This window comes from Listeria cossartiae subsp. cayugensis (assembly GCF_014229095.1).
GTDB lineage: Bacteria > Bacillota > Bacilli > Lactobacillales > Listeriaceae > Listeria > Listeria cayugensis.
Window position 1 is genome coordinate 193090 of sequence record NZ_JAARZC010000002.1, and the last position, 22615, is coordinate 215704.

Annotated in this window: 24 protein-coding genes; 9 read left to right on the forward strand and 15 right to left on the reverse strand. The window is 37.8% G+C overall.

All coding sequences use genetic code 11. The features are described from left to right. Positions 1–168 precede the first annotated feature (168 nt). The 3 genes from dacA to glmM all read left to right on the forward strand — a co-directional run bounded on the left by dacA (position 169) and on the right by glmM (position 3925). Positions 169–990, forward strand: a complete 822-nt coding sequence (gene dacA / locus HCB49_RS08035) for a diadenylate cyclase (protein WP_003722380.1) — start codon at positions 169–171, stop codon at positions 988–990. Continuing rightward, a complete protein-coding gene (locus HCB49_RS08040; protein ID WP_185604813.1) occupies positions 990–2333 on the forward strand; it encodes a CdaR family protein in 1344 nt (447 codons plus the stop codon). The genes dacA and HCB49_RS08040 overlap by 1 nt, the downstream gene beginning before the upstream one ends. Positions 2334–2572: 239 nt before the next feature. Continuing rightward, positions 2573–3925, forward strand: a complete 1353-nt coding sequence (glmM, locus tag HCB49_RS08045; RefSeq protein ID WP_008948433.1) for a phosphoglucosamine mutase — start codon at positions 2573–2575, stop codon at positions 3923–3925. Between the two features lie 34 nt (positions 3926–3959). On the opposite strand, the gene HCB49_RS08050 is transcribed toward glmM, so the two are convergent. Next, a complete protein-coding gene (locus HCB49_RS08050; protein WP_185604625.1) occupies positions 3960–4421 on the reverse strand; it encodes a GNAT family N-acetyltransferase in 462 nt (153 codons plus the stop codon). A gap of 61 nt (positions 4422–4482) precedes the next feature. Here HCB49_RS08050 and HCB49_RS08055 point away from each other — a divergent pair, with 61 nt between their 5' ends. After that, positions 4483–5307 carry a hypothetical protein gene (locus tag HCB49_RS08055; RefSeq protein WP_185604626.1) on the forward strand — a complete coding sequence of 275 codons (825 nt, stop codon included), beginning with the start codon at positions 4483–4485 and terminating at the stop codon, positions 5305–5307. 31 nt (positions 5308–5338) lie between these two features. Here HCB49_RS08055 and HCB49_RS08060 read toward each other — a convergent pair whose 3' ends face one another. From HCB49_RS08060 to HCB49_RS08075, 4 genes are all read right to left on the reverse strand, one after another. Continuing rightward, positions 5339–7282 carry an ABC transporter permease gene (locus HCB49_RS08060; protein WP_185604627.1) on the reverse strand — a complete coding sequence of 648 codons (1944 nt, stop codon included), beginning with the start codon at positions 7280–7282 and terminating at the stop codon, positions 5339–5341. Beyond that, positions 7269–8036 carry an ABC transporter ATP-binding protein gene (locus HCB49_RS08065; RefSeq protein WP_185481019.1) on the reverse strand — a complete coding sequence of 256 codons (768 nt, stop codon included), beginning with the start codon at positions 8034–8036 and terminating at the stop codon, positions 7269–7271. The genes HCB49_RS08060 and HCB49_RS08065 overlap by 14 nt, the downstream gene beginning before the upstream one ends. Positions 8037–8234: 198 nt before the next feature. Beyond that, positions 8235–8990, reverse strand: a complete 756-nt coding sequence (gene hemQ, locus HCB49_RS08070; protein WP_185604628.1) for a hydrogen peroxide-dependent heme synthase — start codon at positions 8988–8990, stop codon at positions 8235–8237. 83 nt (positions 8991–9073) lie between these two features. Continuing rightward, positions 9074–9304 (reverse strand): helix-turn-helix domain-containing protein, encoded by a 231-nt coding sequence (locus HCB49_RS08075; protein ID WP_185392227.1) that lies wholly within the window; start codon positions 9302–9304, stop codon positions 9074–9076. 122 nt (positions 9305–9426) lie between these two features. Between HCB49_RS08075 and HCB49_RS08080 the strand changes: the two genes are divergently transcribed. Together HCB49_RS08080 and manA are read left to right on the forward strand one after the other, a co-directional pair. Then, positions 9427–10158 carry an NADPH-dependent oxidoreductase gene (locus HCB49_RS08080; RefSeq protein ID WP_185604629.1) on the forward strand — a complete coding sequence of 244 codons (732 nt, stop codon included), beginning with the start codon at positions 9427–9429 and terminating at the stop codon, positions 10156–10158. A gap of 79 nt (positions 10159–10237) precedes the next feature. Continuing rightward, entirely contained in the window at positions 10238–11194 is a 957-nt protein-coding gene (gene manA / locus HCB49_RS08085; RefSeq protein WP_185604630.1) for a mannose-6-phosphate isomerase, class I, read from the forward strand. 89 nt (positions 11195–11283) lie between these two features. On the opposite strand, the gene HCB49_RS08090 is transcribed toward manA, so the two are convergent. From HCB49_RS08090 to HCB49_RS08100, 3 genes are read right to left on the reverse strand one after another with little or no spacing between them, the layout of a single operon-like run. Further along, complete coding sequence (locus HCB49_RS08090; RefSeq protein ID WP_185604631.1) at positions 11284–12081, reverse strand: alpha/beta fold hydrolase; 798 nt, start codon at positions 12079–12081, stop codon at positions 11284–11286. A 41-nt stretch (positions 12082–12122) separates the two neighbouring features. Further along, a complete protein-coding gene (gene nagA / locus HCB49_RS08095; protein WP_185604632.1) occupies positions 12123–13265 on the reverse strand; it encodes an N-acetylglucosamine-6-phosphate deacetylase in 1143 nt (380 codons plus the stop codon). A gap of 5 nt (positions 13266–13270) precedes the next feature. Further along, positions 13271–14032 carry a DeoR/GlpR family DNA-binding transcription regulator gene (locus HCB49_RS08100; RefSeq protein WP_185604814.1) on the reverse strand — a complete coding sequence of 254 codons (762 nt, stop codon included), beginning with the start codon at positions 14030–14032 and terminating at the stop codon, positions 13271–13273. Positions 14033–14282: 250 nt separating this feature from the next. Between HCB49_RS08100 and HCB49_RS08105 the strand changes: the two genes are divergently transcribed. Continuing rightward, entirely contained in the window at positions 14283–15137 is an 855-nt protein-coding gene (locus HCB49_RS08105; RefSeq protein WP_185604633.1) for a metallophosphoesterase, read from the forward strand. Positions 15138–15164: 27 nt separating this feature from the next. Here HCB49_RS08105 and HCB49_RS08110 read toward each other — a convergent pair whose 3' ends face one another. The 3 genes from HCB49_RS08110 to HCB49_RS08120 are packed head-to-tail and all read right to left on the reverse strand — an operon-like array spanning position 15165 to position 17572. Then, positions 15165–15347 (reverse strand): FeoB-associated Cys-rich membrane protein, encoded by a 183-nt coding sequence (locus HCB49_RS08110; protein WP_185481012.1) that lies wholly within the window; start codon positions 15345–15347, stop codon positions 15165–15167. 6 nt (positions 15348–15353) lie between these two features. After that, positions 15354–17348, reverse strand: coding sequence for a ferrous iron transport protein B (feoB, locus tag HCB49_RS08115; RefSeq protein WP_185604634.1), 1995 nt, complete (start codon positions 17346–17348; stop codon positions 15354–15356). Continuing rightward, on the reverse strand, positions 17345–17572 hold the full coding sequence (locus HCB49_RS08120; protein ID WP_003722363.1) for a FeoA family protein: 228 nt from the start codon (positions 17570–17572) through the stop codon (positions 17345–17347). Before HCB49_RS08120 ends, feoB begins: the two co-directional genes overlap by 4 nt. Positions 17573–17890: 318 nt before the next feature. On the opposite strand from HCB49_RS08120, the gene pta reads away from it, so the two are divergent. Beyond that, positions 17891–18868, forward strand: coding sequence for a phosphate acetyltransferase (pta, locus tag HCB49_RS08125; protein WP_185604635.1), 978 nt, complete (start codon positions 17891–17893; stop codon positions 18866–18868). A gap of 79 nt (positions 18869–18947) precedes the next feature. Here the strand turns inward: pta and HCB49_RS08130 are convergent, their stop codons facing one another. Beyond that, entirely contained in the window at positions 18948–19565 is a 618-nt protein-coding gene (locus HCB49_RS08130) for an NAD(P)H-dependent oxidoreductase (RefSeq protein WP_185604636.1), read from the reverse strand. Further along, a complete protein-coding gene (locus HCB49_RS08135) occupies positions 19562–20212 on the reverse strand; it encodes a transmembrane-type terpene cyclase (RefSeq protein WP_185604637.1) in 651 nt (216 codons plus the stop codon). The genes HCB49_RS08130 and HCB49_RS08135 overlap by 4 nt, the downstream gene beginning before the upstream one ends. A 122-nt stretch (positions 20213–20334) precedes the next feature. On the opposite strand from HCB49_RS08135, the gene HCB49_RS08140 reads away from it, so the two are divergent. Then, entirely contained in the window at positions 20335–20871 is a 537-nt protein-coding gene (locus tag HCB49_RS08140) for a TetR/AcrR family transcriptional regulator (RefSeq protein WP_185604638.1), read from the forward strand. 261 nt (positions 20872–21132) lie between these two features. Here HCB49_RS08140 and pdxT read toward each other — a convergent pair whose 3' ends face one another. Next, a complete protein-coding gene (gene pdxT, locus HCB49_RS08145; protein ID WP_185604639.1) occupies positions 21133–21699 on the reverse strand; it encodes a pyridoxal 5'-phosphate synthase glutaminase subunit PdxT in 567 nt (188 codons plus the stop codon). Between the two features lies 1 nt (position 21700). Next, positions 21701–22588, reverse strand: a complete 888-nt coding sequence (gene pdxS, locus HCB49_RS08150) for a pyridoxal 5'-phosphate synthase lyase subunit PdxS (RefSeq protein WP_185604640.1) — start codon at positions 22586–22588, stop codon at positions 21701–21703. Positions 22589–22615 lie beyond the last annotated feature (27 nt).

Sequence of the window (22615 nt, forward strand, 5' to 3'; positions counted from 1 at the left end):
TAGAACTTGTTGAAAACGATAACAACCGTTTTCAACAAGTTTTTTCTTTAACAAATCTTTCTAATTTTTGGTGGGATGATTGCTTTTTCCGCCTGCACTCTTATGCTATAATAAAGAAAGTGAACCATATGATCATAAATGGTTTACAAGAGGCACGGAGGTGAAGTGATGGATTTTTCCAATATGTCGATATTGCATTATCTAGCAAACATTGTAGATATTCTTGTCGTATGGTTTGTAATTTATAAAGTGATCATGTTAATCCGAGGTACAAAAGCGGTACAATTATTAAAAGGCATTTTTATTATCATTGCAGTCAAACTATTAAGCGGATTTTTTGGTCTCCAAACAGTAGAATGGATTACGGATCAGATGCTTACTTGGGGATTCCTTGCAATTATAATTATCTTCCAACCGGAATTACGCCGTGCTTTAGAAACGCTTGGACGAGGCAATATTTTTACTCGTTACGGATCAAGAATCGAGCGCGAACAGCACCACTTAATTGAGTCTATCGAAAAATCTACCCAGTACATGGCGAAACGTCGTATTGGCGCATTGATTTCAGTAGCACGTGACACTGGGATGGATGATTATATTGAAACAGGTATTCCGCTAAATGCAAAAATTTCTTCTCAATTATTAATTAATATTTTTATTCCTAATACACCGCTTCATGATGGAGCTGTTATCATTAAAGGAAACGAAATTGCATCGGCAGCAAGTTACTTACCACTTTCAGATAGCCCGTTCTTATCCAAAGAACTTGGAACGCGTCACCGGGCTGCGCTTGGAATTAGTGAAGTGACAGATAGTATTACCATCGTAGTTTCCGAAGAGACAGGCGGAATTTCCCTTACTAAAGGTGGAGAACTTTTCCGTGATGTTTCAGAAGAAGAGTTACATAAAATTCTTCTTAAAGAGTTAGTCACAGTAACCGCAAAGAAACCTTCTATCTTTTCTAAATGGAAAGGAGGCAAAAGCGAATGATGGATCGAATTTTAAATAATAAATGGTCGATTCGGATTATAGCTCTAGTTCTTGCAGCCATCCTTTTTACGTCGGTGAACGCTAATAACAATAATGCCACGTCCTTTTCGACAACTGCTTCAAGTGATTCAGAAGTTATTGAGAACGTTCCTGTCAAAGTATATTATGATAAAACTAATTTATACATTTCAGGCATTCCAGAAACCGTGACCGTTACACTTTCTGGCCCGCGTAGTATCGTTCAATCTGCCAAAGCACAACAAGACTTTACCGTTTACGCAGATTTGAAGAATGCATCGATTGGGACACAAGAAGTAAAACTACAAGTAAAAGATGTATCTGACCGCTTAAAAGTAAAAGTGAATCCTGCGACAGTGACAGTAAACGTACAAGAAAAAGTAACGAAAAAATTCTCTGTAGATGTAGAATTAAGTAAATCTGTTATCGCAGACGGATACCAAGCTGGAACACCAATAATTGACCCTAAAAAAGTCTCCATTACTGGTGCCAAAGATACGATTGAACAAATTGCTTACGTCAAAGCAACACTCGAAAATGATGGCAAGCATAAATCCGAATTTACCGATAAAGCAACCGTCTCTGTTTTTGACAGCAATTTGAATAAACTAGACGTGGAGGTAAATCCGCAAGAAGTGGAAGTAACTGTCCCAGTGGAAAAAGTTGGGAAGTCCGTTCCAGTCAAAATTAAGCAAGAAGGCACGCCAGAAAGTGATATTGAAATTTCTAGCATGACACCAGATAAGTCAGAAGTAGTTGTCGTTGGTGACGATGCTGTCCTTGAAAAAATCAAAGAAATCGAAATTCCAATTGATGTTTCTAAAATAAAAGCAGATACCGTCAAAGAAGTGACTGTTCCCGTTCCAACTGGTGCGAAATCAGTTCAACCGACGACGATAGAGGTGAAGATTAAGACCGTAAAAAAGTCTGAAGCAAATAACAATACAACCTCAGATAATAATCAGGGTACAGATACAAGCGATGAAAACACAGATGATAATAGCACAAAAATTTCCAAGTCGTTTTCTAGCATGCAAGTATATATGAGCGGATTGAAAAATACGTTCGATGCCCAGATGATTACGCCTGCGAATGGAAAAGTTTCTGTAACCATCACCGGTGAGAAGAAAACAGTCGATGGAATTGCAGCGAAAGATCTAAGTGTTATTGCTAACTTGAGCAAGAGCAAAGCAGGAAATTATAGCATACCGCTAGAATTGAATGGTTTACCAGATAATGTCGCCTATGTGATTAATCCTAGAAGGGCAGATTTTATCATTACGGACAAAGAAGCGTCCATTCAAGTACCTTCCAAAAAAACATAAACATAAGGAGTGTGGGGCGTTTGTCTCATACTCCTCCTTTTTTAAGAAAGCTTTTTATACATAGAAGCGAGTGATAGCAACGTTTTAACATAGAGAGATGAAATTTTCTCTCAAAAAAGGTATAATAACAGATGTATGGTTGAGAATGAGCAAATATAGAACCAGCATTTGAAAAGTAACTACGAAATGACAAACAAAAATCATTTAGATAATGAATGACTTAGAAGGAGAGTAATGAAATGGGTAAATATTTTGGTACGGATGGAGTTAGAGGTGTAGCAAACTCTGAATTAACACCAGAACTTGCATTCAGATTAGGTCGTATGGGTGGGTATGTTTTAACTCGTCACGTTGGTGAACATCCACGTGTGCTTGTTGCGCGTGATACACGTATATCCGGAGAAATGCTTGAATCCGCTTTAATCGCAGGACTTGTTTCTGTGGGAATTGAAGTAATGCGTTTAGGTGTTATTTCCACTCCAGGTGTAGCTTATTTAACAAAAGCACAAGGAGCTTCTGCCAGCGTAATGATTTCTGCCAGCCATAATCCAGTAGACGATAATGGTATTAAATTCTTTGGTTCTGATGGCTTTAAACTATCAGACGATCAAGAAGAAGAAATTGAACAACTTCTTGATACACCAGAAGATACATTACCACGTCCAAGCGGTGAAGGCCTAGGAACCGTGAGTGATTATTTTGAAGGTAAACAAAAATATATTCAGTACTTAAAACAAACAATCGAAAATGATTTTAATGGTTATCATATTGCATTAGATTGCGCTAACGGAGCAACTTCTGGCCTAGCGACACATTTATTTGCTGATTTAGATGCCGATATTAGTTCAATGGGAGCTTCTCCTAATGGTCTAAATATCAATGACGGCGTTGGCTCTACTCACCCAGAAACACTAGCTGCATTCGTCCTAGATAAAAAAGCAGACGTTGGTTTAGCTTTTGATGGCGATGGCGACCGTGTTATTGCGATTGACGAACTTGGCCAAATTGTTGATGGAGATAAAATCATGTTCATTTGCGCGAAATACATGCGTGAACAAGGCTTATTAAATAACAACACAATTGTATCAACGGTTATGAGTAACTTAGGCTTTTACAAAGGCTTAAAAGAACTTGCAATTGAAGACGTACAAACGGCCGTTGGTGACCGTTACGTAGTAGAAGCTATGCGTGAAGGTAATTATAACCTTGGCGGCGAACAATCCGGTCATATTATTTTCTTAGATCATAATACGACAGGTGACGGACTTCTTTCCGGAATCCAATTAATCAACGTAATGAAAGCTACTGGCAAAAAATTATCTGAGCTTGCGGCTGAAATGAAAACATTCCCGCAAAAATTAGAAAACATCCGTGTAAGTGATAAAAATCATGTAACGGATAATCCAAAAGTAAGTAAAGTAATCGGTGAAGTAGAAGCGGAAATGGCTGGAAATGGTCGAGTTCTTGTTCGTCCATCTGGTACAGAACCACTAGTACGTGTAATGGTAGAGGCTGCTTCCCAAGAAGAAACAGACGAATATTGTGAACGTATTTCAGCGGTTGTTCGTTCAGAAATGGCACTTAACGATTAAAACAACAAACAAAAAATCCTGATGATCAACGTCATCAGGATTTTATTTCTTTTGTTAGCATAATCTGATCAAGACAAGCGATACCATTTTCGATAATGGTTTGATCTGGATAATGTTCTACAAAGTAATTTGGACTAATTTGCTGCATCCGAAAGCCATTTTTTTGATAAAAGGCAAGTTGGTCGATACTAGAATTGCCAGTTTTAACGATAATTTCTGAAAAATGATTTTGAACAGCATAATCAAATGCTTTTTCGAGTAATTGTTTGCCAATGCCGTGATTGCGATGCTCAGCGGAAACAGCAATATTCATAATTTCAAGTTGGTTCGCACTTAGTGGAAGTAAGCAAACGACGCCGGTTATTTTAGCAGCATGCACTAATTGGATCACATGAGATTTGTCGAAGTATGTCGCAATTTGTCTTTCGCTAGGATCGGCCTCTAACAATAGATGGAGTGGGATTGGTTGGCTTTTGTCCCAGATGGTCCAGTTCATTTTTATCACCTCATTGTTAGGTTAACATGGCAAGACATAAATAGGAAGGGAAGTGGGCGAATTGCCTAGTAAGTGGAGAGGAATATGTGGTAGTTTGCTGGTGGCACTTGGCGTCACCCAGCTATATAGTTTTACAAGTGCCGTTATTGGTTACTTTACTGCTGAAGAAAATAGTTTTGTATTTGTATGGAATTATTGGATGTTATTATTATTTGGTTTAGGACTTTTTATCGTTGGCTTTATTTTTATGAGAAAAGAAAGCTTTCGTGTCATTAGTATAGTTTTAGTGGCTTGCTTTGTTTTATTCCAAGGATTTTCGGTTTATTATTATCAGCTGCGAATCTTAGCAAAATTGGAATACGCGCAGCCGTTTGAATGGTCGGGAACGTTATTATGTATAGCAGGCGTCTTGGTGTTGATTGCACTTCTTGTTGGGCCTAAGTTTCAAGCAAAAGAAGTAACAACGGATCAAGCCTGGAAAACGAAATGGCGCTATGCTGCAGGATTTTTCTCGCTTCTTGGTGCAGTGACTTCGATTTATGCAGCGATAACAATTTTTAAACAGCTGCATTCGGATAATATCAAACAAGGATATTTATTTACAACGGCACTAGATGGCTACTTTGCTTGTTTTATGGCAGTAGTATTTCTGCTTGTAACCGTACTTGCTTGGCGTAAAGTTTCATACCTACTTATCGGTATTTTGATGGGAGCGGCATTTATTTTGCTTACTAATTATTTATCGGTAAATAGTTGGATTGATTTTGCCAAAGAAAATTTAGCAATTACTTTTGGTAGCAATGAACGACAAGTGTTTGGTATGCAGTTTCTAATGGGAGCATCCGCGTTTATCTCTAGCATCTTTGCCTATATTGCGAAAAAATAAGAAGAACCCTCTAATTTAGAGGGTTCTTTTTTTATTGTTTTTTACCGAATACGATATTTGTATAACTATTTAAAGTAACGAAATAGTATATGATATACATAAGCGTGTAAATTCCAGTAGAAATAATAACTGGTAAAGTAAGATTTAATTCTAACATGTGCGATAAGCCGAGTAGCGCAAAACTACTGTGGGCAATACCGATTACTAGCGGGATTAAGAAAACGACTAGTAACTGTTTTGCTAGGATCTTGCGGATGTCTTTACGCGTAAGACCGATTTTTTTCAAGATATCAAATGTGCCGATATCGTTGTAAGCTTCTGTTAGCTGTTTGAAGTAAATAATACTTCCTGTTGCTGCTAAGAACACAAAGCCGATGAACATACCGATGAAAAGTAGTACACCTGTCACTGTGATGATTTGTTGATAGGTACTAGTATAAGATGTGAAATCTGTATCTTCTGGAATGACAGAACGCATTTTCTTATCTAAGGATTGTGCTTGCTTCGGATCTTTAATCACGATAGATTCAACACCGTGTGCTTTAATAGTGGAATCTGCCGCTATTTGTTTGACTTGGCTGTCTGGAAGAACGAGCAATCCAGGAACAGTACTGATTGGTGAATTTTGGACAACAGATTTAATTTCAACTGTTGGTTTATTTGAGGAAGCAAGTGTATATTTTTCGCCAATCATTTCTTTTTGCGCTTCTTCATTGTAGGTAATTGACAGCACCATTTGCGCTTCATTCTCTTTTAGTTTTACTGCATTTTCTGGTTCACCTTGCCCTTTAACTAGGCCATTGTAATCTGACTCAGAAATAACAGGGAAACCTTCATTTATATCATACTCGACAAAGTCTGGACGATTACCTTCTGCTTTAACGATGTAGTAGTTACTTTCTTGTTTAAACTCTACTGGGTGATTTGGGTCACTTTCAGCTGTTTCGAGAATTTTATTGTTCGTTTCACTATTGTTAGGAACGACATATTCAAAGCTAGACGGAGCAGCAGTATTGGCGGAGTTATTCGCTTGATAATAAATACTGCTTATCGTACCTATAGCAGAAAGGGTAGTTGCACTCAAGATAGAAATAATAATGAGCGTTTTCGCATTGGATGAAATTCTAAACGTTAATTGTGAGGTAGAAATAATATTGCTACCTTTGTAGAAAATTCGTTTGTTATTTCTAAGTTTATTAAGCAAGTACGGCAAGAAGAAGGTAATGAAAAGGGCAGTCCCAACGATTACCGAAGCCAAAATAACTAAAGCGCCGATAGAAAAGCCAAGTTGCGCCCAGATGGAACCTTTGGAATCAAGAGGCTGTCCAGCGATTACATAACCTAGACCGATTAATAGAACGGAAAGTAGCGCCAAAATAAAAGAAGGTTTTGGGCTTTTTTCGCGTTTTGCTTCAGAGTGGAACAATTCAAGTAACGTCGTGCGGTAAATAATGCGATAACCAGAAAATGATGTAAATAGCGTGATGATGATAAAGACAATACTCGTTTGAACGACAGCGCCCCATGAAAAGGCAAAGCCACCGATATTATCGATATTGATAAGATTAAGTAAAATCGTTACGAAAATTTTGGAAAGTAGTGTACCGGCAAGAATACCAATGATTAATGCCCCGAGTCCCATAATGAAATTTTCATAGAATAACATACGGCCGATTTCTTTTTTACGAAGGCCAAGTAAAGAGTAAAGTCCGATTTCCTTTTTTCGTTTTCGTGTAAAGAAATTATTGGAATAAAGGATAAAAATCGCTACAAAAATAAGTAAAATGACAGAGGAGCTGGAAAATGCAGTCGATAGTTTGGATGATTGGTCAATTCTCGCGACAACTGCTGGATCTTTAGAAAGTACTAAGAAGGTAAAATAAATCATGATACTAAAAATCATTGACGCAAAGTATAGAAAGTAGTGGACGAAATTATGTCGAATATTTTTCTTGGCTAAATCAAATAACGTCATCTGTGTCGCCCCCCAGTTTTGCAAGGACATCTAGAATTTTTTGGAAGAACTCCTTACGCGTTTTGCTGCCACGATAAATCTCCGTATATAATTCGCCGTCTTTGATAAATAATATTCGCTTACAGAAACTTGCGGCAAAGGCATCATGCGTTACCATCATGATAGTCGCTTTATCTTGTTCATTTAAGTCACGTAGGCTTTCTAGTAAGTTTGTTGCGGATTTGGAATCAAGTGCACCAGTTGGCTCATCAGCGAAAATCAGACTTGGAGAGGTAATGATTGCTCGTGATGCGGCCGTACGTTGCTTTTGACCTCCAGAAATTTCACTTGGGTATTTATCCAGAATATCAGTAATCCCAAATTTAGTACTAATTGTTGCTAATTTTGCTTCCATTTCTTTAACAGGGCGTTTAGCTAGTGCAAGTGGAAGGATAATATTTTCACGAATCGTTAGTGTATCTAGTAAGTTGTAGTCTTGGAAAATAAAACCTAGTTTATCACGGCGGAAAGTAGACATTTGTTGTTCATTCATGTTTTCAAGTTCTTGTCCAGAAATTCTAATCTCACCAGAAGTCGGCTTATCGATAGTAGATAAGACATTCAAAAGTGTCGATTTACCAGCACCAGAAGGACCCATAATTCCTGTGAATTCGCCTTCTTTAATATCAATACTGATATTTTCTAGTGCAGTGTAGACATTTCCTTTACTGCCATATATTTTTCTCACATTTTTTGCTTGTAAAACTGTCTCCATTATTTTCTCTCCTTATAAAAACTAGATTCGTTACTATCTACCATTCTATCGTCTATAAAGAGTTGGTTCCATCGTATCAAATGACAATTGGCAAGGATATCCTTACAAAAATGTTAGTTTTATGAAGTAAAAAAACCGAAATCTATACAAACAAATCTTTAAAATAGATTTATTTATTAGAATTTCGGTTTGGTTTTATTAGATGGTAAATAATTTGGAGAGGTTTTCGGATGGTAAGAGGTTCCCGATGAAGAAGGAGCCAAATTCTGCATAACGAGCACTTGCTTCATCAAAGCGCATTTCTGTTACGATGCGTTTAAACTCAAGTGCATCATCTGAAAATAACGTAACGCCCCATTCATAATCATCAAATCCGATGGAGCCACCGATGATTTGTTGTACTTTTCCAGCATAGCTTCTACCAATCAAGCCGTGGTCGCGAATCAATTGTTGGCGTTCTTCCATTGGAAGCATGTACCAATTATCCGCGCCATCTCGTTTTTTACTCATAGGATAGAAACAAAGATGCTTTTTAGGTGGAAGTGCTGGGTAAAGTCTCGCGCGAACGCCTTTGTTTTGGTAAGGATCTTCGCCACCAGCCATATGGGACGCAAGATAGTTACTTAATTCCACTACAGATATATAGGAATAAGTCGGTAATAAATAGTCGGCAATCGCTAATTTATTAAAACGATTTTCAACTTCATTTAAAGCTTCTAAGGAATCACGTAACGTGAAGAATATTAAATCTGCTTTTTGACCAAGGATGCTATAAATGGTATGTTCACCTTCACCAATGTTTTTAGTAATTTCCATATCACTTAAAAAATGGCTTAACTCATTTAACATAAGTTCTTGATTGCCTGGATTTAATTCACGCCATGCTGCCCAGTCAATCGAACGAAAATCATGTAGACAAAACCAACCGTCTAACGTTTTTACTGCTTCATTCATTATGTATCACTCCTTGTTTAGAATATCACTAACTAAAGTGTAACATATGGAAAGTAGTTCGTCCGTTTCGCTGTTTGTGAAATTTATGTTTCGAACGGACGGTATTTTTCGCGTAAGCTTTGTTGATTTTCAAGCCGAAGTTCAATGTCGATTCGGTGAAAAAGGACCATGTTTCCTTTTTTCGTAAAGGGGAGTACTTCACGTTTTGCCAAGGAAAGGAGTGCTTGCTTAGATATGCCTAAGTAAGTCGCGGCTTCATTTGCAGTCAGGAAGTTTTCTTCTAGCCATTTAAAATCTATTTGTTGTTGGCGCACATCTTTTCACCTCTTTTCTTTTAAGTGTAGAAAATATCTGGCAGAAATACAAGGGAAAACATTAACAATTGCCTAAAAACAAGCTATACTTTAACTAAATGATAAATCTAGGAGGCATAAATATGAATGACGTATTAACTTTGCTAAGAAATCATCGCTCTTTTCGTAAATATAAACAAGGGGTCGAGATTCCAGAACAACAACTAGATGCGATCATCCGCGCAGCTCAAGCAGCCCCGTCGTGGATTAATGGCCAACACTATTCAATTATTGCAATTAAAGACCAAGACCGTAAAAATAAAATGGCTGAGCTTTGCGGAAATCAACCATACATAGCTGAATGTTCGGTATTTCTTTGTTTTGTAGCAGACTTCTATCGCGTAAAAGTTGCTAGTGACATGCATGGCAAAAGCTTCCAAATCGCTGCAGAAGAGGACTTACTGATGGTTGCGGCAACGGATATCGGACTTTGTATGCAAAATGCTTTAACTGCTGCTGAATCGCTTGGTTACGGGACGATTTGTATTGGTGGCTTGCGCAGAAATATTACGGCAACATCTGAATTTCTAGGCTTACCAGAATTCGTTATGCCAGTTGTTGGACTTTGTATTGGTGTTCCAGATGTGGAAGCGCCAGTAAAGCCTCGTTTGCCAAAAGAAGCAGTTTATTTTGAAGAAACGTACCAAACCGATGTGATACCTTTACTCGAAGCATACGACCAAGAAATCATTCCGTTTTCAGAGCGTGAGGGCTTTGTTTCTTACACAGAACGTTTAGCGAAATTTTATGACAGACCATATTATCCGAATTTAACCGAACAAATAAAAGAAAGAGGCTTTTTAGGCGGAAAATAACTAGCATCTTCGCGATAGTTAGTATATACTTTTAATTGACAAAACCCAGCGAAATGGCTGGAATGGAGGTAATTTTATAATGACAGAAGCATTGTTTTTAAACCCTGTTTTTCAAGATCGAATTTGGGGTGGAACGAAATTACATGATTACTTTGGTTATGATATCCCGTCTGATACTACTGGAGAAGACTGGGCGATTTCCGCTCATCCGAATGGTCCTTCCGTAATCAAAAACGGCGTATATAAAGGCAAAACATTAGCCGAATTGTGGCAAGAAAACCCAGCACTTTTTGGTAATCCGACAGAAGCAGTTTTTCCGTTATTAACGAAAATTTTGGATGCGAATACAGACCTATCTGTGCAAGTCCATCCAAATGACGAATATGCAAAAGTACATGAAAACGGCGAACTAGGCAAAACAGAATGCTGGTATATTATTGACTGTGCTCCTGGTGCGGAATTAATTTACGGACATAAAGCAGCCAGCAAAGAAGAATTCGCTACTTGGGCTAAAAACGGCGAATGGGACAAATTGCTTCGTAAAGTCGCGATTAAACCGGGCGAATTTTATTACGTTCCAAGTGGTACGATTCATGCGTTAGGTACTGGCACGTTAGTACTGGAAACACAACAAAGCTCTGACACTACTTATCGTGTATATGACTATGATCGTAAAGACGCAGAAGGAAACTTGCGCGAACTTCATTTAGATAAAGCCATTGACGTTACGACGGCACCTCACGTGGATGCCAAACTAGATATTCATACTGAAACTCGTGGTGGCTTAACGGAAACGACTTTTGTTTCCAACGACTTCTTCAGCGTTTACAAATGGGAAGTGGATGGCAAGGCTGAATTTACAGCTAAAGCGCCTTATACATTGGTTAGTATTTTAGACGGAGAAGCGGTACTTACGATTGATGGTAACGAGCAAGCGATTAAAAAAGGGGATCATTTCGTTTTACCAAATGAAGTGAAAACTTGGGAAATAGCTGGTAAAACCACAGCGATTGTTTCTACTCCTCCTGTAAAATAAAAAAATCAGCAGAAATCATTGTATAAAGCCATTTCTAACAATGGAATATACAAGATTTCTGCTTTTTTATTTCTTTATGAAAGAGTGACTTACTTTTTTGAGCTGCTGATAATAAATGTATTTATATAGTCATCAATTTCCGATTTATGTTTCTCTGCATCAACGGTCTTAGGGGTAAGTTCATAATAACTGGCATTTTTCATATTACGTGCATAAAATAAGCTGTATTCCATCGGATGAATCACATCATAATTATTTGCGAGTATCAAAGCGGGAATTGTTAAATTAGTTAATTCACTTTTGCTTTTTATTGGTCTATCTCTAGGAATGTCGATAAATTTTTTATAGTAATTAACAGAGGCATCATCTTCAAAATATCGCTTAAAAGTATCAATTGCTTTAGGATAGGTATCTTTTATCGATGGAAATATTGGATCTTGCTCAAATAACTGAGAGCCATTTTCTCTAGGTAAATACATACTCACGGTACTAAACCATTCTATCACTTCTTTTTTCATCGGCTCATCTGTCGCAGAGCTTCTAAGTAATATTACTCCCATCACTCTATTTTTTGCATGGACTGCCAAATTTACTGCAACACCAGCCCCCATAGATAATCCTCCGACATAAAAACGCTCTATTCCTAAATAATCCATTAACGCTAATGCATCACTTGCCAATTTATCATAACTAAGTTTTTTGGAATCATCTCCGCTTTTCCCATGACCTCTTTGATCCAATGAAATTAATTGGATTTTTTTATCATTATTAAATGTTTCAAAAGCAAATTTTAAATTATCACCTAATCCATGAAGAAATAAAAAGGGGATGCCTGTTCCTTGTATTTCATAGTTAAAATCAATTCCTTCGTATTTGAATAACGGCATATTTTATAATCCACTCCTTTGATGATAGTAATCAAGCCAATTTAGTATTTTTTACCGTTAATCCATGTATTTAGAACTTCGAATTTTTCATCAAGTAAAACTAAGTCAGCGGTATAACCTTGTTCAATGCGGCCCAAATTTTTCATGCCTAAAATAGCTGCGGGTGTGCTTGTTGCCATTTGTATAGTATCTTGTAAGTTAATACCAAATTCATTACTTAGTCTTAAAGATTTATTCATCGTCACGGTACTTGAAGCTAATGTTCCGTCTTGTAAGCGTGCCACGCCTTCTGTAACAGTTACTTGGTGCCCGCCAAAAATATACTCGCCGTCGCCAACTCCCATGGCTTGCAGGGCATCGGTTGTGAGAACCATTTTATCGGGCCCTTTTATTTTATAGATGAGACGCACAATCCCAGGATGAAGGTGGACCCCGTCTACGATGGCTTGAACGCTTATCGAATCATTTTCTAAAGCTGCTGCAACAAGTCCTGGTGCCCGGTGATGGATAGTTGGCATAGCATTAAAGCAATGCGTTATATGAGATGCCCCTTTTTCAAAAGCATTTTGCGCCTCTTCATAAGTTGCATTGGAGTGCGCAATGGCAACAACAACCCCTCGTTTTTTCAAGAAGTCAATGAGTTCGATACCGCCGGGCAATTCTGGAGCAATCGTTACCATTTTAATAAGACCATCTGCTTCATCGAAAATCTTTTTCATTTCTTTTAGGTCAGGGTGTCTTAAATGGGCTGGATTTTGCATTCCTTTTTTTTCGATATTAAGATAGGGGCCTTCTAAATGGATTCCTGCAATTTTGGCACCTTTCTCTTTTCCAATTACTTTTTTTGTTTGTCGAATCATTTGAATTAAATCTTCCAAAGAAGAACTAACCGAGGTGACTAAAAAACTAGTACATCCTGTTTCCGCACAAGCCATAGAAACAGCTTGAATGCTCTCTGTTAAGCCATCCATCATATCATAATTTTTTGCCCCATGAATATGAACGTCAATCATTCCGGGAATGAGCAACTGACCATTTCCATCAAAAATTGGTTCTTCGGAATACTGTTTGGGAATAATTTTATTGCTTGGAATAATTTCTTTTATTAGATTTCCTTCTGTCACAACTGATACATCTATTAATCCATTTTCTTTGCAAACTTTCACGTTTTTGATTAGCGCCATTATTTTCACAATCCTTTCAAAGATATAACTTTCACTTCTTTAGCGATAAGGTGTTGCATTAAATCTTTTGGCAAGGGCTCGTTTGTGATTACAGCATCAATTCCAGAAAAATCAATTTTGAATGCTGTCGTTTTATTCACTTTTGTACTATCAATTAATAAATATACTTTTTCAGAATTTCTGATAATCTCTTGCTTCATATAGACGTCTGTAAGTTCTGAATAAAAGACACCTTCTTCCGTTAGCCCAGCTCCTCCAATAAAAGCAACATCAAAGTTAAATTGTTGGAGCTGACCTAAAACGGGTTCACCTGATAATACACGCGATTGGAAGTTGAAAAAACCACCGAGCAAGTATACTTTATTATCTTCTTTCTGAGATGCCGCTATTGCATTATCCATAGAATTAGTTACCACTACTAAGTCATTTTGCTCAAGGTGTGAAGCCAAAAAATGAACAGTGGTCGAAACATCTAAATAGATAGTCATATGATCTTTTATCACTTCACTAGCCGCATAAGCAATTTCCTGTTTCTGTTCACTTTGTTTCACTAATCTACTTGTATAACTCTCTATTTGAGGTTTTAAGATGGGCAGTGACACCCCGCCTGGATAGCGTTCAGCCAAACCACTTTCGACTAATTTTAAAATGTCGCGTCTTGCTGTATCTTTTGAAATGGAAAAAATCTGCATGAGTTCTTCCTGAGAAATAGTTTTCTTGTCCTCTAAGAGCTTCAATTCCTCCACTATTCTTTCTTTTTGGTTCATCATTTTTGCCACCTTATATAATTTATTTTAAGTTTATTTTATTTATTAATAAGTTTTTATAAGTTAATTATATACCTTATCAAGTTTATGTCAACTTAATGGTTTTCTCTGTTTTATACTTTTATCAGACTGGGGTGATTTTTTCGCGCATTTTGAGTCAGCACTTAATCTAGGTTATAATGATAAAGATAACGTTTAAAGGATGACAAAAATTGATAATAAGTGAAAACAACAACATAGAGGTGAGAAAATGTCTTTAAAAATGAAGTGGATTCTAGCAGTTAGTATTATCGTCGTGCTTTTAGTTGTGGGGTGGTTTCTTGGGACTAGGCTAACGGTGAAAAAATATGAAGTGAGTTCTGCTAAAATTGAAAAAGAAATAAAGCTGGTGCAATTGTCGGATTTGCATTTTAGTGAATTTGGCGATAAAAATGAAAAATTGTTAAGTAAAGTGGCGGATTTAAAGCCAGATGTAATTGCTATCACTGGGGATTTGTTTGATAGGCAAGGGGATAGCGTTCCAAAAGAACTGATTAAAAAATTAACGAAGATTGCGCCGGTTTATTATTCGCCAGGAAATCATGAATATGATGTGAAAAGTGCGTATGAAGAGGATTATAAGCCATTTTTAGAAGAAGCTGGTGTTATTAACGTAGAAGATAAAACGGCGACTATCGAGGTTAACGGGCAGAAATTACAGATAGCTGGTTTGCGGAGTAGTGCGAATTTAGATTACGATTATCCTTATTACAAGGAAGGCTTAGCGGAAATTAAAAAGCAACAAGATGCGCAGTATTATCAAATTCTTTTGTCCCATATGCCGGATTATTTTGAGCTTTATGTGGAAAATGGTTTTGATTTGACGTTAAGTGGGCACACGCATGGCGGGATTGTGCGTATTCCGTATACGAATATTGGCGCGATTGCTCCGGGGCCACAGCGAACACTTTTGCCGAAGTATGTATACGGTGAGCATTCAAAAGATGGGAAGACGATGATAATTTCTGCCGGACTTGGTGCGGGAAGCCTTCATCAAAAAGCATTTCCGCGGTTAGGGAATCCATATGAAATTGTTGCGGTGACGATTAAGCCGGAGACGAAATAAAAAAGAGCCTATCTCAGGCTCTTTTTGCTATTTAAATATATGATCCAAATTCGTATGCTCGTCTGACTCGCAATTGCAGGCTTTTTCAAGTTCGCAACCGCCACATTTTCCTTGCTTGCTGCGTTTGACAAAGTTGATAATCGCGTAAATAGTGTAACCAAAAATTGCGCCGCCAAGTAATAAATTAACGATAATGCTCATGAAAAACATCCTTTCTTAAACGAATAGACTGCCGATTTGATAAACGAGAAATACTAATGTGTAGGCTGTGACAAGTGGATAGGCGACAGCAAATGCGGTCCATTTCCACGAACTAGTTTCTTTTCGAATTGCGGCAACCGTTGCTAAACAAGGGATGTAAAGCAAGATGAACAACATAAAGCAATAAGCCGAAAGTGGCGTATAAAAGGAGCTAACGACGCTGCCCATCGAACTTTCCCCAACAGCATAAATAATGGCCATTGTAGAAACAACAACTTCTTTTGCTAGAAATCCGGGAATAAGTGTGGCGCCAGCTTGCCAAGTTCCAAAGCCAAGCGGAACGAGTAGTGGTGCAAGCATGCCGCCGATAATTGCTAAGAAACTTTCGCCCATTGGTACATCAAGTCCAGATGGCCCTGCGTAGTTGAGCAACCAAATGATAACCGAACCAGCGAAAATGAACGTTCCCGCTTTACGCAAGAATCCTTTTCCTTTTTCCCATGTGCTACGCCATAAAGTTTTTAGTGACGGCAAACGGTAAGGTGGCAGTTCGACGACGAATACGGAATTGTCTTTTTTAAGCAATGTTTTCGAAAGGATTTTAGTGACAATCAGTGCCATTAAAATACCGATAACGTAAAGTGACAGAACGACAAGCGCTTGATGCTTCTCGAAAAATACGCCAACGAAAAGGGCATACACGGGAAGTCGCGCGGAACAGGACATGAATGGCGAGACAAGAATCGTCAGTGTGCGTTCTTTGGACTCTTCAATTGAGCGTGCTGCCATAATTCCTGGCACGTTGCAGCCAAATCCGATAATCATTGGGATAAAAGCTTTCCCATTTAAACCAAAAATTTCCATTATCCGGTCCATAACAACCGCTATCCGTGCCATGTAGCCGGAATCTTCTAAGACGGAAATAAAGAAGAAGATAACCAAGATTTGAGGAACGAAGACGAGCACGCCGCCAACCCCAGCGATGATTCCATCTGCAACAAGATCCGTGATAAACCCAGATGCACCAATAGTTGTTAGGAAGGATGTCACCCAGTCCGTCAGTTGCCCACCGATAAAACCATCGAGCAAATCGGACAGCGGTGCGCCAACCCAAGTAAAGGTTATTTGGAAAATTAACCACATAATACCAAGGAAAATCGGAATCCCGAAAAACTTATGCGTGAAAATTTTATCGAGTTTGTCTGATAGGGGAATATCGGAATTGCGCGTATATTCGACTGAGGTCAAACAAATATCATGAATATAATTAACGCGAACTTGGTGGAAATGATTTTCTAATTTGCCATCAAGTGCTATTTCTAAAGTCGCTCTGATTTGCTCTAATTGTTCGAAAGCAGGGGAAGCGGCTAAAAATTCTTCCGTGACTTCATTTTTGGAAAGAAATTGAACGGCTAGCCAACGAGATTGCTTAGCGGGAAGCATATCTTTTGTTAATGCTTGGATTTCAGCGATCGCTTTCTCAGCAGGTTCGCCGTATGGTAAAACAAGCGGAATTGCTGGTGCCATATGTTTTTCCGATAAAGTGGTTAAAATGTCATCGGTACCTTTTCCAGACCGAGCAACGACTGGCAAAATTGGAATGCGCAGTTTTTTCGCCAAGTTTTGAATGTTTAAATGGATGCCGCGACCAGCAGCCACATCAATCATATTCAGCCCCATCACAACGGGCGCACCGAATTCAAGTAATTGAATCGTTAAATTTAAATTACGCTCAATTTGCGAGGAGTCGACAATATTTAACATACAATCAAATTTTTCTTCTAATAAAAAACGAGTGACAACTGTTTCATCACGAGAAATAGGGTTTAAATCATAAATGCCAGGTAAATCTATTAATTTACCTGTTTTTGAACGCAATGTGCCGATTTTCTTTTCAACGGTTACGCCGCTCCAGTTCCCTACATATTCATAAGAGCCTGTTAATGCATTAAATAAAGAAGTTTTCCCAGTATTTGGGTTTCCGAGTAAACAATAAGTATTTTGACTCATCTGCGTTCCACCATAATGGCACAAGCATCACATTGACGAATACTAATATATTGCCCTTTTGTTTCAAAAGTACAAGGACCACCAAATAGTCCTTTTTGTTTGATACAAATATCACAACCTTCATCGCAACCAAGTGCAAGTAGGCGGCGTTTGAGCATGGCGTTCTCGATTTTTAATTCTGAGATGCGAACTTTTTCACCGACAGCAGTTTCATTTAATTGCATAAGCTAGTAGGCCTCCTTTTATGTTATGTATTGAACATGATAATCATTATCAACTATGTTCATTTTATCACGAACAGACTTTAATATGAAGTGTTTTTTTGGATTTATTAGTAGAATAGCAAAATAGTAGGGTATAACAGCAAAAAAACTTCTGCGTAGAACGATGCTCTTTTACCTAAGGAGCATGCCTTTTCCCCTCTGTATTGATACACGGGAATAAGTGCTGGAGCTGTTTTTAATCACTTTTTTCTGTCAAGTTGCGCTTTTTTATAGTAAAATGATAACTATAATATGTATATTAATGGAGGCAATTAACACATGAGTGATTTATTTACTACAATCAAAGGACAAGTTACTGGGAAAAACGTGCGCATTGTATTACCTGAAGGAACAGATGAACGTATTGTTGGAGCAGCTGCACGTCTGCAAAAAGAAAATATCGTACAACCAATTTTGCTTGGAAACAAAGCGGAAATTGAAGCAAAAGCAAAAAAAATTGGCGTTTCGGTTGAAGGAATCGCTATTCACGAACCTGCGACAGATCCACTTTTTGATGAATTAGTGGCGGCATTTGTTGAACGTCGTAACGGTAAAGCAACAGAAGAAGCTGCGCGTAAAATGCTAGTTGATCCAAATTACTTTGGCACAATGCTTGTATACACTGGAAAAGCAGAAGGTCTTGTAAGTGGTGCGGCTCACTCTACTGGTGACACGGTTCGCCCAGCGCTACAAATTATTAAAACTAAACCAGGCGTAAGTAAAGTTGCCGGTGCGATGATTATGGTTCGCGGCGAAGAACGTTACTTATTCAGCGATGTAGCTATCAATATTGCCCCAGTTGCAGCTGACTTAGCGGAAAATGCGATTGTTAGTGCGGAAACAGCAGAAATCTTCGGCATTGACCCACGTGTTGCAATGTTGAGCTTCTCGACAAAAGGTTCTGCAAAATCTGATGAAACGGAAAAAGTAGTAGAAGCAACAGCACTTGCAAAAGAAAAAGCACCTGAATTAACATTAGACGGCGAATTCCAATTTGATGCAGCATTCGTACCAACTGTTGCTGAGAAAAAAGCACCAGGTTCTGTTATTAAAGGGGACGCAAATGTATTTATCTTCCCAAGCCTAGAAGCAGGGAACATTGGCTACAAAATTGCACAACGTTTAGGCAACTTTGAAGCAGTTGGACCAATTTTACAAGGCTTAAATGCACCAGTTAATGATTTATCTCGTGGTTGTAATACAGATGACGTTTATAACTTAACGTTGATTACTGCAGCACAAGCAGTGAATAAATAAAACGCGATTTACTATTAAACTATAAAAAAGCAGGAATCTTGTACGAAGCCAGTAAAAATGGCGCATACAAGATTCCTGCTTATTTTTCTATTTTGCGACTAAATGAATCTAGTAGTTTTTTTCGATCATTAATACTCATCTTATGGACACTTGAAAAGTTATACCATTTTAATTTGTGAAATCCCATTTTTCTAAAAGTTCCTCTGAACACAATTTTAGTAATAGGACTACCAAATATGCATTTATAAATCCAATGAGGTGTGGCCATTACCGTAATCATTTTCACTTTTTTTAAATTCGGTAAATTACTTTTGAATAGTTTGCTTTTCGGGGATGCTTCATAAATGATGCCTTTAGCAATCACTTTATCAAAAAAGCCTTTCATCATAGCGGGCATTGCTTCCCACCAAATGGGGAAAATAAAAAGAAGCTCCTCAGCAGTCATTATTCGTTCTTGATAGTTTTTCACTAGTGGATTATCGACTTCTTTTTTTCGCCAAGCAATTAAATCTTCTTTATGCATAACAGGGTCAAATCCGTCTTTGTGAAGATCAATTATATCGACAGTGTAACCAGCTTGTTCGTAAGTCTCTTTAGCTGTTAATAACAAAGCGGCTGAAAAACTCCGGTTATGTGGTTCGTTAAAGCTAGCATCACCTGTGTAAGGATGGTCAAAAACTATACAAATCCGTTTCATAAAATACCCCCATTCTTTACTAGTTTATTTTCTGCTGATTTTCGTTTTTTCAAGAAAGCGATATATATAATATCAAAAATACTACAAATAAAGCCGCATATAATGATATAGATATTGATTTCTAGCAAAACTCCCATTAATATAGTCGGTGCCAAAGTGCCAATCCATTTGGCAAAAGCCATTAGTAAGGTTTGACCATTTGTATTTTGGCGTTGGAATAACATTGCTACAAATAAAATAGACATGGCGACATTTTGCATAAAGGCTGAATATTGCGCAGCTGGAATGGATGCAAAACTAAAATAAAAAGCAAATTGAATGGCAAATCCTGTAACAAATACAAGGATACTAAAAGGAATAAAATATTTTTTTGCGTTTTCAGGGAAATATTTTTTTCCATATTTAAAGTATGTGTACACAATAATTAAGTCAAAACATGCCCATATTAGATTGACCAAACCTTGTACGCCTACGCTGTTCGAATTAATTACTAAATCATTTACCGAATAAATAACTTCCCAAGCAAAATTTAGACTTAGAGCAAATAAGGGCATTGCATAAGTTTTATATTTTATTCCATTACGAATTAATTCTATATAGACAATAGTCCAAGCGATACCACTTAATAAGGTTAAAAATAATGTCATTATATATCCTCCTTTATTTTCATTAGGTGTTACATATGTTACAGTTAATAGTGTAGTACTTGTGATTTCATAATACAAGATACACTTAAAGCTGAATTGTTACACTTTGAGGAGGAAGAGTCTTGGAAGAAAATAGCCAAAGAGTGCTAAGTAAAAAATGGATTATTGAAGCTTTATTAGATCTTTTAAAAACAAAACCATATTCCGCAATTACAATCACTGAAATTACTAAAAGAGCTGGAGTTGCTCGCTTAACCTTCTATAGAAATTTTGAAAATAAAGATCAAATATTACTTGCTAGATCTAATTATCTTTTTGAAGAATATTTTAATGAATTACAAAAAGTAGAAGGAATAATTGATATAAACAATGCTTTGCTAGAGTGCTTTAACTACTGGAAACGTGATGCTCAAGTTATGGAAATTCTCATTAAGAACAATTTAATTCATTTATTGGATCAACCATTTTATTCTTTTTTAGAAAAAATAATGGAAGAAATCCCCTCCCTTAATAGTTTGAATGAGACGCAGAAAACTTTTATACTAGGAGGTTTAACGCGGACAATGCTTCATTGGATTTCAACAAAAAGCACAGATTCACCGGCTCAGGTGACTCAGTCCATTTTGAAGTTGGTTGATTTAGAGCATTTATCAGAGTAGCAGAAATTGGAAATGTTAAAAGCTTGTTTGACGAAAGGTGAGACGATAATGAATTATATTAGATGGATCAGAGAAAAGGTAGTTAAATGAGAAGAGCTGGCGAAGATGTATCGAAGTATCTTCCAGCTTTAGAGAAATACATGTATGAATTTATATTTATGAGGGAATTCCGGAAAAAGATGCGAAATTGTATATAGAATCTATGGCAAAATAATTAAAAAATACAGCGGAAATCATAGTTTAGATTTCCGCTGTATTTTTTTATACCATTTTTTCGAGGAAGTAACGCATCCAACGATTGTCATTAGTTAATTCAGGATGGAAGGCGGTTACGAGAATATTCGCTTGTTGGGCAGCGACGATTCTCTCGTCAATTGTCGCTAATATGGTGACTTCATCGCTTGGTTCAATTAAGTAGGGAGCACGGATAAACACGGCTTCAAAGGGAGTTGCACCAAATGTTTCTACATTTAATTTGGCTTCAAAGCTTTCTTTCTGACGTCCAAAACCATTACGGATCGCGGTAGCGTCAATCAATCCTAGACTCTCTTCGCCACCTTCAATTTCTTTGGATAAAAGCACAAGCCCAGCACAAGTTCCAAAAATAGCTTTCCCTTCACTTGCAAATGCGCGGATAGGTTCCATTAAATCATAACGCTTCATAATTTTGCGCATCGTTGTGCTTTCACCACCGGGTAAAACAAGCCCGTCAAGCCCAGCTAAATCATTTGAACGCTTTACTTTAAAAGCAAGAGCACCGGCTGATTCAATCATTTGGATATGTTCATCAACTGCACCTTGAAGTGCAAGTACACCAATTTTTTTCATATTAAATGCTCCGATCTTGCATTCTGTCCTCTGGGTTAAGGCGAGACATTTCGATTCCTTTCATCGGGGAACCTAGCTCTTTGGAAAGTTTTCCGATTAGCTCATAGTCAGTATAGTAAGTAGTAGCTTGGACAATCGCACTGGCAAATTTGGCAGGGTTATCAGATTTGAAAATACCAGAGCCAACGAAAACGCCGTCTGCTCCAAGTTCCATCATTAGTGCAGCATCAGCGGGAGTCGCAACACCACCAGCAGCAAAATTAACGACCGGAAGTTTGCCAAGTGTTTTAATTTCTTTGATCAGTTCATACGGAGCACCGAAATTTTTAGCGGCAACCATTAACTCGTCATCTGTCATACCAGCAATTTGACGGATTTGGCCGTTTACTTGGCGCATATGACGAACAGCTTCGACGATATTACCAGTTCCGGGTTCTCCTTTTGTACGGAGCATGGCAGCACCTTCACCAATACGGCGGAGCGCTTCACCAATATCACGACAACCACACACGAAAGGAACAGTGAAATCTGATTTTAGTAAATGGAATTCATCATCAGCGGGAGTTAATACTTCACTTTCGTCAATATAATCCACGCCCATTGCTTCAAGGACGCGCGCTTCTGTAATGTGACCAATACGAGCTTTTGCCATAACAGGGATAGAGACAGCATTCATTACTTCTTCGACAATGCGAGGGTCAGCCATTCGAGCGACACCACCGGCTGCGCGAATATCGGAAGGAACCCGTTCAAGCGCCATAACTGCAACTGCACCAGCTTCTTCCGCGATTTTTGCTTGTTCAGCATTAACTACATCCATAATGACGCCGCCTTTTTGCATTTGCGCCATACCACGTTTTATACGATCAGTACCAACTTTTTTCTCCATATTAACAACCTCCATCAAAGTTAATTG